This is a genomic window from Paenibacillus sp. PL2-23 (assembly GCF_040834005.1).
Lineage (GTDB): Bacteria > Bacillota > Bacilli > Paenibacillales > Paenibacillaceae > Pristimantibacillus.
This window is the reverse complement of sequence record NZ_CP162129.1, coordinates 3381678-3395649: the sequence shown is the minus strand read 5'-3', so window position 1 is coordinate 3395649 and position 13972 is coordinate 3381678. Positions and strand designations below refer to the sequence as shown.

The 13972-nt window shown below is 48.5% G+C and carries 19 protein-coding genes and 4 tRNA genes; 20 read left to right on the top strand and 3 right to left on the bottom strand.

The features are described from left to right. Nucleotides 1-143: 143 nt before the first annotated feature. From AB1S56_RS14920 to ung, 11 genes are all read left to right on the top strand, one after another. Entirely contained in the window at nucleotides 144-311 is a 168-nt protein-coding gene (locus AB1S56_RS14920; protein ID WP_340872937.1) for a hypothetical protein, read from the top strand. An 88-nt stretch (nucleotides 312-399) separates the two neighbouring features. Further along, nucleotides 400-476, top strand: a tRNA-Met gene (locus AB1S56_RS14915). A 37-nt stretch (nucleotides 477-513) separates the two neighbouring features. Beyond that, a tRNA-Ile gene (locus AB1S56_RS14910) sits at nucleotides 514-590 on the top strand. A gap of 24 nt (nucleotides 591-614) precedes the next feature. Then, nucleotides 615-700, top strand: a tRNA-Leu gene (locus AB1S56_RS14905). A gap of 407 nt (nucleotides 701-1107) precedes the next feature. After that, nucleotides 1108-1281, top strand: a complete 174-nt coding sequence (locus AB1S56_RS14900) for a hypothetical protein (RefSeq protein ID WP_340872919.1) — start codon at nucleotides 1108-1110, stop codon at nucleotides 1279-1281. Nucleotides 1282-1284: 3 nt separating this feature from the next. After that, a complete protein-coding gene (locus AB1S56_RS14895; RefSeq protein WP_340872922.1) occupies nucleotides 1285-1872 on the top strand; it encodes a hypothetical protein in 588 nt (195 codons plus the stop codon). Between the two features lie 121 nt (nucleotides 1873-1993). Then, complete coding sequence (locus tag AB1S56_RS14890; protein ID WP_340872923.1) at nucleotides 1994-2149, top strand: hypothetical protein; 156 nt, start codon at nucleotides 1994-1996, stop codon at nucleotides 2147-2149. 73 nt (nucleotides 2150-2222) lie between these two features. Then, on the top strand, nucleotides 2223-2450 hold the full coding sequence (locus AB1S56_RS14885; protein ID WP_340872924.1) for a hypothetical protein: 228 nt from the start codon (nucleotides 2223-2225) through the stop codon (nucleotides 2448-2450). Between the two features lie 269 nt (nucleotides 2451-2719). Beyond that, complete coding sequence (locus tag AB1S56_RS14880) at nucleotides 2720-4051, top strand: glycosyl hydrolase (protein ID WP_340872926.1); 1332 nt, start codon at nucleotides 2720-2722, stop codon at nucleotides 4049-4051. A gap of 59 nt (nucleotides 4052-4110) precedes the next feature. After that, the gene (locus tag AB1S56_RS14875; RefSeq protein ID WP_340872927.1) at nucleotides 4111-5124 is read left to right on the top strand and encodes a substrate-binding domain-containing protein; all 1014 of its coding nucleotides are present in this window, start codon (nucleotides 4111-4113) and stop codon (nucleotides 5122-5124) included. Between the two features lie 326 nt (nucleotides 5125-5450). After that, nucleotides 5451-6128, top strand: coding sequence for a uracil-DNA glycosylase (ung, locus tag AB1S56_RS14870; RefSeq protein ID WP_340872928.1), 678 nt, complete (start codon nucleotides 5451-5453; stop codon nucleotides 6126-6128). Nucleotides 6129-6194: 66 nt separating this feature from the next. Here ung and AB1S56_RS14865 read toward each other — a convergent pair whose 3' ends face one another. After that, complete coding sequence (locus AB1S56_RS14865) at nucleotides 6195-7136, bottom strand: S-layer homology domain-containing protein (RefSeq protein WP_340872929.1); 942 nt, start codon at nucleotides 7134-7136, stop codon at nucleotides 6195-6197. Nucleotides 7137-7292: 156 nt separating this feature from the next. On the opposite strand from AB1S56_RS14865, the gene AB1S56_RS14860 reads away from it, so the two are divergent. From AB1S56_RS14860 to AB1S56_RS14850, 3 genes are all read left to right on the top strand, one after another. Further along, nucleotides 7293-7365, top strand: a tRNA-Val gene (locus tag AB1S56_RS14860). A 349-nt stretch (nucleotides 7366-7714) separates the two neighbouring features. Beyond that, nucleotides 7715-8425 carry a hypothetical protein gene (locus AB1S56_RS14855; protein WP_340872931.1) on the top strand — a complete coding sequence of 237 codons (711 nt, stop codon included), beginning with the start codon at nucleotides 7715-7717 and terminating at the stop codon, nucleotides 8423-8425. 163 nt (nucleotides 8426-8588) lie between these two features. Then, the gene (locus tag AB1S56_RS14850; RefSeq protein ID WP_340872932.1) at nucleotides 8589-10007 is read left to right on the top strand and encodes a beta-galactosidase; all 1419 of its coding nucleotides are present in this window, start codon (nucleotides 8589-8591) and stop codon (nucleotides 10005-10007) included. A gap of 101 nt (nucleotides 10008-10108) precedes the next feature. Here the strand turns inward: AB1S56_RS14850 and AB1S56_RS14845 are convergent, their stop codons facing one another. After that, nucleotides 10109-10285: a YjfB family protein gene (locus AB1S56_RS14845; protein ID WP_340872933.1), complete on the bottom strand. Its 177-nt coding sequence runs from the start codon at nucleotides 10283-10285 to the stop codon at nucleotides 10109-10111. 161 nt (nucleotides 10286-10446) lie between these two features. Between AB1S56_RS14845 and AB1S56_RS14840 the strand changes: the two genes are divergently transcribed. The 4 genes from AB1S56_RS14840 (at nucleotide 10447) to AB1S56_RS14825 (ending at nucleotide 13110) form a co-directional block, all read left to right on the top strand. Beyond that, nucleotides 10447-10665, top strand: a complete 219-nt coding sequence (locus tag AB1S56_RS14840; protein WP_340872934.1) for an alpha/beta-type small acid-soluble spore protein — start codon at nucleotides 10447-10449, stop codon at nucleotides 10663-10665. A 147-nt stretch (nucleotides 10666-10812) separates the two neighbouring features. Next, a protein-coding gene (locus AB1S56_RS14835; protein ID WP_367903365.1) for an IS1182 family transposase occupies nucleotides 10813-12170 on the top strand; the annotation gives its coding sequence in 2 pieces (ribosomal slippage) (nucleotides 10813-11377 and nucleotides 11377-12170; 1359 coding nt in all). A gap of 196 nt (nucleotides 12171-12366) precedes the next feature. Next, entirely contained in the window at nucleotides 12367-12831 is a 465-nt protein-coding gene (locus tag AB1S56_RS14830; protein ID WP_340873640.1) for a hypothetical protein, read from the top strand. A gap of 84 nt (nucleotides 12832-12915) precedes the next feature. After that, a complete protein-coding gene (locus AB1S56_RS14825; protein ID WP_340873641.1) occupies nucleotides 12916-13110 on the top strand; it encodes a hypothetical protein in 195 nt (64 codons plus the stop codon). Between the two features lie 40 nt (nucleotides 13111-13150). On the opposite strand, the gene AB1S56_RS14820 is transcribed toward AB1S56_RS14825, so the two are convergent. After that, nucleotides 13151-13339: a DUF2524 domain-containing protein gene (locus AB1S56_RS14820; protein ID WP_340873642.1), complete on the bottom strand. Its 189-nt coding sequence runs from the start codon at nucleotides 13337-13339 to the stop codon at nucleotides 13151-13153. A 140-nt stretch (nucleotides 13340-13479) separates the two neighbouring features. Between AB1S56_RS14820 and AB1S56_RS14815 the strand changes: the two genes are divergently transcribed. Together AB1S56_RS14815 and AB1S56_RS14810 are read left to right on the top strand one after the other, a co-directional pair. Further along, complete coding sequence (locus AB1S56_RS14815; protein ID WP_340873643.1) at nucleotides 13480-13629, top strand: hypothetical protein; 150 nt, start codon at nucleotides 13480-13482, stop codon at nucleotides 13627-13629. A 65-nt stretch (nucleotides 13630-13694) separates the two neighbouring features. Beyond that, a complete protein-coding gene (locus AB1S56_RS14810; protein ID WP_340873644.1) occupies nucleotides 13695-13946 on the top strand; it encodes a DUF3892 domain-containing protein in 252 nt (83 codons plus the stop codon). Nucleotides 13947-13972 lie beyond the last annotated feature (26 nt).

Here is a 13972-nt window from a genome sequence, read left to right as displayed (position 1 = left end):
CAGCTCCTTCAAGTGAAATGAATGCTTAGTTATAGTATACCCGACTTTTGGCAGTGCTAAGTGAAAAAATGCCTCATGCTTGATTTATGAAGGATTGGGGTATTCTATAGGCATTATCACTTGCATAGCTGGAGGCGAAGAACATGCTGAAATGGATTTATTGGCTCCGATTATATGATACCAAATTCCAAGCGGGCTGCTTGGTGCGCAGAATGGAAAATGATTGGTGGATCTATGGCTACGATTGCCCTCGCGAGGTGGAGGTATTCCGCTCACGCAAGGGACGTTATGGCGTTCGGTTTCTTCCGTAGCATTTTTTAGAAAAAAACCTTGACGCAAGCTTCTCATTTATAGTATATTAATTGATGTCGCCATTAAAATTGCTTGGATGGTTAATGTCGCGGGGTGGAGCAGCTCGGTAGCTCGTCGGGCTCATAACCCGAAGGCCGCAGGTTCAAATCCTGCCCCCGCAACCAAACTTATCGATCAACACGTTGAATAGACGTTTTTCGAGGGCCCTTAGCTCAGTTGGTTAGAGCGGTCGGCTCATAACCGATTGGTCGGGGGTTCGAGTCCCTCAGGGCCCACCATTTTGTAAGCAATTGCAACACCATGCCGGGGTGGCGGAACTGGCAGACGCACAGGACTTAAAATCCTGCGGTGGGTGACCACCGTACGGGTTCGATTCCCGTCCTCGGCATCCTTACTTTATTAAACCATACATAATGATGAATCCTGTAAGGTAGAAATTGATCATTCCTGCCGCATAGGATTTCATGCGTAAGATCCTTTTTCGCATCATCTGTACTCCAATACAGGTGAAGGCGAAAGAGGATTTTTTTGTTATGGCGGTAACAATGATCTCGACAAGATTATATTGATTCTCATTGATATAAGATGATAGAATAAAAACAAGGAAAATATTACATACTTTCGAAGCTGAAAACAATTCGATGAAACGACAGACTTTCTCATTATATTTATATCCAAGTCGGAAGATGTTTATTCCTATCAATTGAAGAAGATAAATTTTCACTCATCCTATCTATCAACCGACAGCTTTTATGTTTAGTTAATCCTAGAATAGTATTCTAGGAGGTAGATATTATGAGTAAAAAGAGGAAGGTGAAGAAGATGGCTGTTAAACCGATTGAACAAACAGTTGAATTGAGAGGGAAATTCGCTCAAGATTTTTTGAAAGAAGTCACAAAGAAACCATCTCCTACTTCTATTGAAAAGAATCAGAGAGCCCTTCAACTCTTGAAAAAAATGCGGGGATAATCAGTGGCGAAACGTGATATTAATGAAGATATTGTTAGATTTAGCCTAGTTAACCTAACGGATGGCTACAGACTTAAGGATTTTAAATGCTCGATTATAGAATATCAAGAATTTCTTATTGAGCATGCTTTGAATTTTCAGAATATGAATATATCACGTACTTATCTACTAATTGATAAATCATCAGCAGATATTGTGGCCTACATGTCACTCGTGTCTGATTCAATTCGTCTAAATGACACTGAAAGGGAAGAGCAATTCCCTGAATACATACGGTTTGGGAGTTTCCCATCCATTAAAATCGGTAAGTTGGCGGTTGATGAGGGTTATCGAGATGTATATAGAGGGATTGGATCACTGATGATAGAATTAGCAAGAGGTATTGATGCAGAGGTTAATGAATCTGTTGCATGCGAATTCATCACAGTTGATGCAGATGTTGAAAATGATAGACATCTTTTGGATTTCTATTTGAAAAACTCTTTTGTACTAAATGAAAGTTACCCTCATGGAGCTACTAGGAAACAGATAAGCATGAGAATGAATATCTTCAATGAAGTTGACGATGAAGCTCAAGAAGAAACAGCCTAAAGCCACTCCGACTTGGGAGTGGCTTTTACATTAATCACTTCAAGTTATAGGATGGAATTTCCTCCATTGCTTGAACTTCAACAGTATGGTATGTAATCAATAGGAAAGGAGTTGTTTAAAAATGTCATTTGACTGGGCAACGACATTTTTTTCACTGATCTATATCGCCATCATTATTTCGGTGGTATCGTTTGTCGTTCATATGAAGAGAAAGGTTAAGCGTATTGAGGACAAATTGGATTCCATTGAAAGAAAGCTGGATGAGCGCTTGAGATAGGCTGGACTTTAAGGTACTATAGAGGTTGTGTGTATTGAACCAGAACAGAACTGACCAATAAGGAGACATTACTGTGAGCGAAAGAGAATTGCAAGTGGATCAACAAATTATAACGGACAAGGACTTTGAGCTGGCGATCAAAACCTCCACATTCGTAAAGGTTGTGCAGAACGGCATGCAGATCCGTCCGATCTCGACGATCGCGGGCTACAATCCGGACGCCATTCGGATGAAGGATGGCAGCGTGGTGCACCGTAATGCAAATTCCTTTTTTGCCATTGCAAACCCAGAGAAAGCTTAATAATTGGCTCAGGAAATCGATCCTTGTGATCGATTTTTTCTTTTGTCTGGTTAGGTATTGACGATTAATCAAAATAAAGCTAAAGTTTAAACTAACAAAACCAAACAAAATGATATCGTTTGTTTGGTATTTTGGATTAAGGTCTCTGATGGTCGGGATAAGGGGGGGTTACGATTCGCAGGAAAAGCGTCGCATCAGCTCTTGTTATTGGGCTTCTCGCCTCCGTGTTAACTGCATGCTCAGATAAGGGAGAGGATCCGCCTGAATGGGTGTTCGAGGCGGAGGGGGGACGGCTCACCGGAGTGGAGGTGGGGTCGTCTGTCCAAGGTTATTCAGGAATCGGCTATGTGACGGGCTTCGACGCCGAGACGGACTCCGTAGCTGTGGCCGTCGAAGCGCCGGCAGCAGGGTTGTATGATGTGACCGTCAGCTATCGGAGCGCTAGCGGTAACAAGCACGCCCGATTGTCGCTTAACGGAACGCCGTTTGGCGATCTGAGGCTGGCGGCAGCAGAGAGCTTCACGGACGCCTCGGCCGGCAAGATGTTATTGAAGGATGGACGGAATGAAATTGCCGTCACCTCGCATTGGGGCTGGTATGACATTGATGGGATCACGATCCGGAAAGCGCTGCCGAGAGGAGAACGCCAGGTAACGCCTACACTCGTCGATTCACAGGCGACGGAAGAAACGAAAGCGCTTTATCGGTATTTGGTTGACCATTATGGCACCCATATTTTGTCCGGGCAGCAGACCTTGAAAGAGGCGCTGCAGCTGAACTGGGACTATGGCAAGCTGCCGGCCATCGCGGGCTTTGACCTCATTGAATATTCCCCGACCCGCGTGGAGCGCGGCTCTTCGTCCCGGGAAGTTGAGGATATGCTTCAATGGCATGAGCTTGGCGGAATTGTGACGCTTGCCTGGCACTGGAACGCTCCCTCGGATCTGATCGATTCCCAGGAGCAGCCATGGTGGAAGGGGTTCTATAAGGAAGGCACGACCTTCGATCTGGCAGCCGCCCTTGCCGATCCGGACTCGGAGCGGTATGGCATGCTCTTAAGGGATATTGACGCCATCGCCGTGCAGCTGCAACGGCTGCAGGATGCAGGCATCCCGGTGCTGTGGCGGCCGCTTCACGAAGCGGAGGGGGGCTGGTTCTGGTGGGGAGCGCAGGGGCCGGAGCCGGCTAAGGCGTTATGGAGGCTGCTCTACGAACGGCTTACCCATGTGCATCAGATTCATAATTTGATATGGATTTGGAATTCTGAAGATTCCGCTTGGTACCCCGGAGACGGTACGGTCGATATGGTCAGCGTCGATTCGTATCCCGAGCCCGGCGATTACAATCCCGTCAGCCGCAGCTATGAGAAGCTGGTCGAGCTTGTAGGCGATAAGAAGCTGGTCGCATTAACAGAGAACGGTCCCATTCCGGATCCGGAGCTGCTGATCGGCTATGGCGCCAATTGGAGCTGGTTCTGCACGTGGTCAGGGGAATTTATCGGGGACGGCAGGCATAACAGCAAGGTGCATATACGGTATGTGCTGGAGCATGATTATGTCATAACGTTAGATGAGCTGCCGGAATGGCATGAAACTCCTTGATGAATGCCGTCAAGCTTTGTAGAATGTCCTTATAACATACTTACGAATGGATGAGTCGGATGAAGGGCAAGGTTACAATACAGGAAATCGCCGATTTGGTTGGCGTATCCAAGTTTGCGGTATCACGCGCGCTCAGCTCGAAGCCTGGCGTCAGCGCCCATACGAGAGAGACGATACTGAAGGCGGCTGGACAGCTGGGTTATTTTCGGAAAAATGAACCGCCAAGAGCGGCGTACGACAATCGTCCGCCCCTGGAGCAGCAGCAGTCGGGCACTATCCTTATTCTGTTCCCCAATGTGAGGTACCAGAACAGGGACTCCGTATATTGGGGGCCTGTGTTCGACGGCATAACCAACCGGCTGAATCAGATGGGCATGGACATTCTGACGCTTACGGAGCCGTCCTCGGACAATCTGTTCAGTCTGCTTAATCCGGGCGCGATTCGCGGCATTGTTACGGTGGGCTCCATCTCAACGCAAATATTGCTCGATAGCAGGCGGCTTGATATTCCCGTCGTTATGGTCGATCATATGGACCCGGCCTTCCAATGCGATACGGTGTTCACGGATAATTTCAACGGCATGAAGGAGCTGATGGTCAAGCTGATCAGCAAGGGGCTGCGGACGTTCCAGTTCGTCGGTTATATTAAGGACGCCCCAAGCTTCTACGAGCGCTGGCTCGCCTTCCGAACGACGCTGGAGGAGCATGAGATCGAGCTGCGCCAGGATCCGCTCCTGATTGGGCCGGAAGCCGTTGATCCTTATGCGTTAATGAAGCTGATGTCGCTGGATGTGCTGCCGGATGTGTTCGTGTGCGCGCACGATACGAATGCGGCCTTTCTCATTGAGGAGCTGGCCAAACGGGGAATTGGGGTGCCGGAGCAATGTATGGTAACCGGCTTCGACAATACGGCTGCCTCATCGCCGATACTGGCAACTGTGAATGTGGATATGGGATTGCTGGGCGAGCGAGCAGTTGACCAGCTGCTGTGGAGAAGCGAGAACAGAGGCGGCTCCTATGAGCGCAAGCTGATAGCGGGCCAGCTCATTATGAGGGAGCAGTATGCTCGCTAAGCGATAGATGCTGCAAATACAATTGGATAGGCCTGTTATGCTGAAACGTCTTGCTGGTGCAAGGCGTTTTTTTGCATCCCGCTGGGACGTATCATCAGGCTCGCAACAAGTGATTGCTCGATATTTAACTAAATAAATAACAAACAATATAATATTAGCAAATTTCGGAACAAAGCTACTGAGAAGCTGTGAATAAGGATCCCGTCGATATCTACAACCCGACGAGCTACATGGTGCCGACCCATGACACTTTGGATAATATCAAGCACGCTTCATTTATCGCGGCTGCTCCTATATGGTAATCTTATAACAGTAGGGGGGATGGAATGGCTATACAATTACCGGATAATGATTGGGGACTTCTGCTGGCGGAGGAGCTGGAGCAGCCCTATATGAGAGGGCTGATGTGTGAGCTGGAGCTTCGTTACGCTTCATCGACCGTTTATCCGCCAAAGTGTGATGTGTTAAATGCTTTGAGCTTCACTTCCCTAAGGGAAGCTAAGGCTGTTATTCTTGGGCAGGACCCATACCATGGGGCTGAACAAGCTCATGGACTAAGCTTCTCGGTGAAAAAGGGGGTCAAGGTGCCGCCTTCCCTGCGCAATATGTACAAGGAGCTTGAGTCTGACCTTGGCATCGCGCAAGCCAAGCACGGCTGCCTGGAGTCATGGGCGCGGCAGGGGGTTCTGCTGCTCAATAACGTGCTAACGGTAGAGGAAGGGAAGCCCGCCTCGCATCAGGGAATAGGCTGGGAGAGGCTGACTGACCGCATCATCTCGCTGCTTAACGATAGAGAGCGGCCGCTGGTGTTTTTGTTATGGGGCAAGCATGCGCAGGATAAAGCGGCGGGTATTGACTCCAGCAGGCATCTCATTGTGTCCTCCCCGCATCCAAGCCCATTAGCCGCCAGGAAAGGTTTTTTGGGAAGCAGGCCGTTCTCTCGGACTAATGATTTCTTGAGGGCGAACGGCATGGAGCCGATTGACTGGAGCTTGCCAGAGTAGTCAGGATAACAATAGAGCTTCCGCTTAGGCGTCCGGCAGACGTCTAAGTGGAAGCTCTGTTCTTCGTTAGCTGGCAAGCGATTGCTCTATGGCAGCGGAGCCGTCGGAGCTGGCAGTGCCGCCGCCGTCGGAGCCAGCCAGCACGGGCTTGAACTTGGCGTCGACGTAAGTTGTAACCTTCACTTCTGTGATGACTTGGGGATACATTTTATCGGGATCAGGCTCTATCAGCTCTGTATGAATGACAGCTTGATTCCCCTCGAAGGAGATGGACGAGATACGCAGACCATAGCCGGGATGCGGCAGCTGCGCTGTGATGGTCACCTTGTTCACATCATCGTTCACAGCTTCGACGGAAATCTTGCCCTCAGTGACAGGCTCTACGAATTTCATGCCGTCATGCAGCCATGCTGCCGCTTCGCCGCGCGTCATCACCTTGTTGGGATAGAAGCGCTGGCTGTCGTCAAGCGACACAATCTTCGCGATAAGCAGCTTCTGGATGCTGTTCATGTATGCTGGATTCACATCGCTCTCATCCTCCAGCATCATATAAATTTCGATAAACGCGAAGTCGCCTTTGGTCATCATAGCCTGGAACAGGTGGTGGGCGAATTGCTCCTTCGTGAGCTTGTCGCTTGGCTTCACGTCACGCGGAATATCCAAGTTATAGAAGTCGGCAATGATGAAGGCTTCTGAATACCAAGCGTCATCCTTCAGGTTGGGATGATTGTCGCTCGCTTTGGGCGCTTGGATAAAACGCACATGATCCAGATTGAGATCCAGCCCTCTGACGATCATAGAGATGCCGGCTGCGTAAGTAAGCTCGCCTTTGGGTTGGAATGTATCGCTGGAGACGCCGTTGACGACGCCTAGCTTCTTCAATGCTTCAATCTTCTCTTCGTTGTTATCCTTGCCTACATCAGAGAAGGCCATAACAGATTGTCCCAGTGTAAATACAAGAATCGCCGCTAGCACGATCATTAGCCATGATTTTTTGTTCGTCTTCATTGTTTCACCTCATATCGTTTTTTTGCAGCTGCACCCTTATTGACGAAGGTACAAGGGAATATGTTGCCATAGCCGCTTGTTTTTTTTGAAAAATATTTGGATCATCATATTGACGATGTATTTTATTTTTGATATATTATTAATTGTCGCTGACGAGATCTGTTAGCTCAGCTGGGAGAGCACCATCTTGACAGGGTGGGGGTCAGTGGTTCGAGCCCACTACAGATCATACTGAAAAGTCCTGAGAAATCAGGGCTTTTTTCCTTTTCATAATATATCATTTTGGGACAGCGATACAAATCTGATACGAATTCGATTCACCTTATTTGATCGGTTGTTAAGCATGTTGTGAACACACCATCACTCTCATTTTGTCATTTTTTCGGCAAAGTGCGGGTGATTTTTTTGTTGTTGACATATGGAAAAAATAAGGATAATTTATTACATGTAAATATTGAATTTAAATATAAAATTAAAGGAGGGTATCTCGATTGCAATAAGCTGTCGAAATGAAGGTAGCATAGAAGTTGTTCGTCAAAGATTGTAAGCGATTTCATATTACGAAACGAGGTGTTGTTATGGGAATCAAACAAAGGCTGGCCAGCTTGACCCTATGTATCACACTTGCCATAAGCTTGGCAGCTGCAGATGGCTTGTCGAAGGTGTCTGGCGCGGAGACGCCCAAGCAGGAAGCGACAAGAAAGCTGGGTGAGTTGAATACGTTAATAACGCAGGCGAAAGGAAGCGGGCACGATACGACTCGAGAGGAAAGTGCGGCTTGGATGGCTGCCGAGTTTCTCAAGTATGCAGATTGGGATGCGGCGAACGTAGCCAAAAACAAGGTGCAGTTCGAGAGGGTGAGCAAGTTCCAAGGGAATGCGCAGCAGCTGGCCAACGAGCTTCCCAACTTTGAGAGAAATGAAGTGATTCAAATGTTGGATAAGGCCAAGTCGGAGCTGACGCAGGTCATAAGCGGAGCGATAACGCGACGTGCAGTTCCGAAGGTGAATTGGTCCAACATTACGATACAGAACGATCAGTTCATTTCTAATGGCAGGCCGGTTTTCCTGTACGATTACTTCTCTAAGCCGCTCCATATTTCAACATCCGATCCAACCTTGTACAATGAATATCTTGGCAAGCTGGATCACCCCAAGGCGATCAGCCCCATCTTCGCACTCGACGAGGCAGGCACGATTGACCAGACCAAAATGAGTGACCTGCAGAATCGACCAACGAATACGGCAGGCTATATAGGGTCAGAGCTTCTTCACCAAATACGATTTTGATCACCCGCAGGTAAGAGAAATATGGAAGGACGTTTTTAAAGGGACAATTCCCACTACTGCCGGCCAGAATTATACGAAGCTTGGTTACATTCTTGCGAATGAGCCCCATTGGTTCACGGCCAAAGGCCACTGGGCTGCAATTGCGAATGTAACCACATACACGATGAGCAAGTTCAGAACGTGGCTCGAGACAAAGCACGGCACAATTGCAAAGCTGAATGCGCTCTGGGGAACCAGCTACACAGCCTTCAGCCAAATAAATCTAACGATTCCGCTGGACTTGTCGTACAAGAACACGCCAATCTGGTACGACTGGTCGCGCTTCAATATGGATCGCGGAACGGAATGGCTGACCTTCCTTCATGACGAAGTTAAAAAATACGATCCAGCGGCCAGGACTCAGCTCAAGATTATGCCGGATCTGTTCGTCGAAGGTGCCCGGGATCACGGTATTGACTTCGAAGCGTTAACCGAGCTGACGGAGATGATTGGAGACGATGCGAAGATCCGCAAGCGGAATATGAATAGCCCTGGTCCAGAGAGCTGGGAGTCGAAGTATGCTTATTATTGGGAAGAGATGGCTATGTCCTATGATTTTATGGATTCCGTCAGTCCGAACAAGCCGCACTTCAACTCCGAGGTTCATTTGCTCTCTACCACTCAATACCGCGATCTGTATATGAAGCCGGAGTATGTCCGATCGACGTACTGGCAGACGACGGTACATGGACTAAACGGTGGGCTCACTTGGTTCTGGGGCCGTAATCCGGATGGATCGATTGAAGAGAGGCTGCAGAATGCGTCTGGAGGTTTGGGTGAATCGTACGCTGCCTCAGTAGCCCAGCAGCCTCAAGTGGCCCAGGAGCTGACCAAGACGATGATGGATCTGAATGCCTTCTCGAACGAAATTGTTAAGTTTCAGAGAGAACGCAAGCCGGTTCGCTTGTTCTACTCCGAGGCTGCAGCTATTAATGATTCCAATTATATGAGTGATCAGTTCGATATGTACGAATCCATGTACTTCAGCGGCGTTCCTCTCGGCTTCGCCACGAAAAACATTATTTTCAAACAGCCGAACTCCGATTGGGATGTCATTGTCGTCCGCAAGACAGAAGAAGTGACGGAGGCTGAAATTAACGCGCTGCAAATTTATCTCAACAACGGAGGGACCGTCATCCTCGATGACGTCAGCCTTAAGTTCAACGAGTACAAACAGCCTCGCGCGAAGACGCTCTCCAAGGGTGCGGGCAAGCTGATTAAGCTGATGGACAATTCCGTAACGAATATGGCAGCCAAGGTGACGACCGAGTTGAAGGCTCGCAACCATACACCGCCTGTAGTCCTGACAGAAAACAATGGGCTGCCATCCAAGGGCGCTTTCTGGCGCGTTGTGCCGAACGGATCCAATACGTATCTAATGACGATTGTGAATGTGGGCAAATCAAGCTCTGCTATTAGTCTGAAGATGGCGAACAATCAAAGTGTGACGGTGAAAAATATGATGACTGGCCAGAGTATGGGCTCCAGCTTCAGCCTAGGCTCAGAAGGGGTCCTCCTGCTGGAGGTCAAGCCTAAATTGTAAATTAAGATGGATGACAACCAACGATCCCGCAAGAGCGAGATCGTTGGTTGTTTCTTTTCGCTCATATATCTGGATTGAGGTAGTCATCAGCCTATGGTCAGCTAGACGCGAAGATCGAGATGCTTGCCCAAATTGGGGTCCAGGCTGGCGTTCATCATCTGTACAAACTGTTGGCTCTGCTGCTCAGCTTGTCCCTTAGCCATGTTAAGTACTTTGATTCCAACGGCTTGGGACAAGGATGCTTGACTTAGCGCTGTCGACATCGCTGCGATATCCATTGCTTCACCTCCCTTCTAATACTATCGGCTGCCTAGCCACTCCATGTAACAAAGGAACGTAAAGAAGCTTTCAAAAAAAATTTAAAAGCACCCAGGTTCAGGTGTATAGTTCTCGATTTTCGCGACAAAATAATATCACATCCAACTAAGGAGTGACTAACATGAGCAGACAAAATTCAAACACGCTGGTAGTACCGCAAGCTAGACAAGCGATCAATCAAATCAAAATGGAGGCAGCTTCCACTCTGGGCGTTGCTTACCAGCAAGACGGCTACAACGGTAACCTCTCCACTCGCGACGCTGGTTCGCTTGGCGGCTACATTACGAAAAAGCTGGTTCAAATCGCGGAGCAGCAAATCGGCGGCGGCCAACGCTTCTAACATTAACAACACACATGGAGAAACCCTTACTTGCTAAGGGTCAGCCTGTTGATAAACCTCAACAGGCTTTTCTATTGCATTATTTCTTTATCCATTTACCGCGTTAATATGGTATAATATTATTAACTTACTTAAGGCGGTGTTAGGATGTTACGTTCTAATTCAAACATTCAAAATAGCTACGAATTTGTGTGCCTCGAGGATCTCGTTCCGCAGAATCACCAACTCCGAAAAATACATAAGCACGTCGACTTCTCCTTCATTCTCGAAAAGGTCAAACCCTATTATTCAGTAGATAACGGACGCCCATCTGTCGATCCCATTATGCTCTTTAAAATGATGTTCATTGGTTATTTGTACGGGATCCGCTCTGAGCGCCAACTCGAACAAGAAGTGCAGCTCAACAATGCCTACCGGTGGTTTGTTGGTCTGGGACTTACGGATCGAGTACCCGACCATAGCACACTAAGCCTGAATCGGAAACGACTCGCGGACAGTAATCTTGTCCAAGAGATATTTGACCATATTGTCTTCAAAGCAATTGAACTTCGTATGGTGGCAGGCCGCGTCCTAGTTACGGATTCTACGCATCTTAAAGCGAATGCCAATAAGCGAAAATTCGTCAAACAAGAAGTTGAGAAGAGTGTAAAAAACTATCTCGACGAGCTGGACGCAGCCGTTGAAGCAGACAGAGCATCGAACGGAAAAAAGCTCTAAAACCTCGAAAGGTGGTGACGGAAAAGAAGGAAACAAAGATAAGCACAACGGACCCTGAGAGCGGCTATATGGTGCGCGACGGTAAGCCAGAGGGCTTCTTCTATCTTGATCACCGCACGGTTGACCATAAATACAACATCGTGACGGATGTGCACATCACGCCAGGAAATGTCCATGATTCGACGCCTTATTTAGATCGCCTTGAACTCCAGGTAAAGAAATTCGGGTTTGAACAGTCGCTTGAAGCCGTTGCTTTGGATGCAGGTTACTTTACAGCTTCGATTTGCAGGAAACTTCACAAAAAGAACATTTACGCTGTCATTGGTGGCAGAAGCTTTACCCCTGTAAAAGGATTAATTGCGAAATGGCGCTTTAAATATGATCCGGAACACAACGTCTACATCTGTCCGCAGAAGCACGAACTGCCTTATTCCACAACCGACCGGGATGGATACCGCCACTACAAGTCTGACCCAAAGATATGCGCAGCGTGCCCCATGCTGCATGAATGCACGCGTTCGAAAAAGAAACAGCGAGTGCTCACGCGGCACGTGTGGCAAGACAGCAAGGAATGGGTCAAGCAGAACGGTCGCAGCCGTTCTGGCAAATATCTTTACCGATTACGATACCAAACTGTTGAGCGAAGTTTCGCGGATGCCAAAGAGCTCCACGGACTTCGCTATTGCCGGTTTCGGGGACAGAAAAAAGTCCTGGAACAGGCATTGATGACCGCCCTCGTTCAGAACGTAAAGAAGATCGCCAACCACCTAGCCAAGCAGGTAGGGTAAGGCGATCTTCTTTGATTTCATATACGAATATTTAAATAAATAACCTTCTCTGTAGAACAAGGCCCCAGAAATCTGGGGCTTTGTCAACAGCCTGACCCTTACTTGCTAAGGGTTTTTCTTTTTGGGCTGTAACCATTTAGGTTGGCGAAGCGTTAGAACTGTATGAAGCAAAGGAATCGCTGGCAGGAGTGAGGCTGTGAAGACAATCAAGGTTTATTTCATTATATTAGGCGCTTTGTTAATCACGTTAATCACCATATGGGCATTGTGGTTGACCCGCTTCTCGGAGTCCGAGGAGATGTTCATGCGAGAGCTGAGGCTGCTGAATCAGGCATGGATCCAAGAGAGGCTCGTGGAGCAGAACATCTCCTATGAGGCAACGAGCATGCGTGAGCCTTACAGGCTGGCAGCTGGAACCCAGTCCCAGCAGGCGTATCGGCTTGAAGACGGCAGCGAGCTGTACGTCTACATATTTCCGGCTCAAGAAGAGCTTGTGGAGGGCCGCAAGCTGCTGGAGCACCAGACCCTCATGCTAAGCACGTATCCACCTGCCCAATATCAGATGCAAAATGCACTGCTGCTCCTGTTCGATGGCTCAACGTTGGGATCGGCGAACGAGAAGCTGGAGCTGCTAGTGGATCGGTTGCAGGATGTGAAGTGACGATTTTGCCAAAATGCCCACTCCATTCACGCCTATCTGAATAGACTGCTATCATCATAGGCAAATCGGCGGGGGAGTATAACGATGCCCAAATCCAAATCCGGTGGACGCGGCGGCAGCGGGCTTTCTGCGGATGACCTGGCGATCATCGCGGGAATTGTTGTCGTCATTGGCGATCTTCTTGCGTTATGGGCAGTCATAGCGGCGAAGAGGGAAGACGAGGAGGAAGCGGAAACAAGTCAATATAGAAGAGGGTCGCGCCGGAAGAGGAAGAATTAAGCCTCTTGACGCGACCCTGTTTGTTGTCCTTCTTATGTCCTTAAGATTCCTTGGTCAAGTCGCATTTGTTCCGGATAAAAGCAATTTGATTGCGCAGATGATTGACCTGGTCCTGCCATTGCTTGCTCTCATCATGAGCGCCGTTCTCCAGCTGCTGAAGCTGCTGGATTAATGCCGGCAAATCGGAGGATGCATTCGCGCAGTCATATTGGCTATTCAAATCCGTCATTCCGTCCACACTCCTGTCCTTTAGTTGGCGCCTCGTTATTGTTTGTACAGCGGCATGCTCTGTATTCCGCCAATCCGTTAGACTATTTTGCCAGCCTCGCGCATACATGGTTAGAAAGAGAGCGCAAGGAGGCGATAGGAATGACGGCTTTGTACGCGTACCTGGCAATCTGGCTCACGGGGATGTTCGGTCTCATAATGATCTGTATTTGTGGTGTGGCTGAGCTGCTCAAGCAGGATACATGGTCATATGACGAAGAGCATGTATGGATGCGGAAGGTTAAGGAATAGAGGTTAGATAGGGTGGGTACGCTAACTCCGAATGAAGCCATGCAGGCGACAAAGGAGGAGCATCTATGCAAGCGAATGGGAATACGAGCGACACACGAGAGGTTATCGTAGCCGTTCAGAAGAATGGGGACGGGGACATTACGGCGTTCAAAACGTCCACCGGGCGTCAGCTTGATTACCAGGCTGCGCTTCAAGAGGTGCAGGCCGGTCAAATCGCCGGCGTCAATGCCTTCAAGGGACGCGATGGCGAAATGTACATTCGCGGCGACGCGGACGGTGATCCCTCTAACAATCTGGATCAGCTGCCCCTGTTCTAGGAGAGCCTATAAGCAAAGCCGGAGGA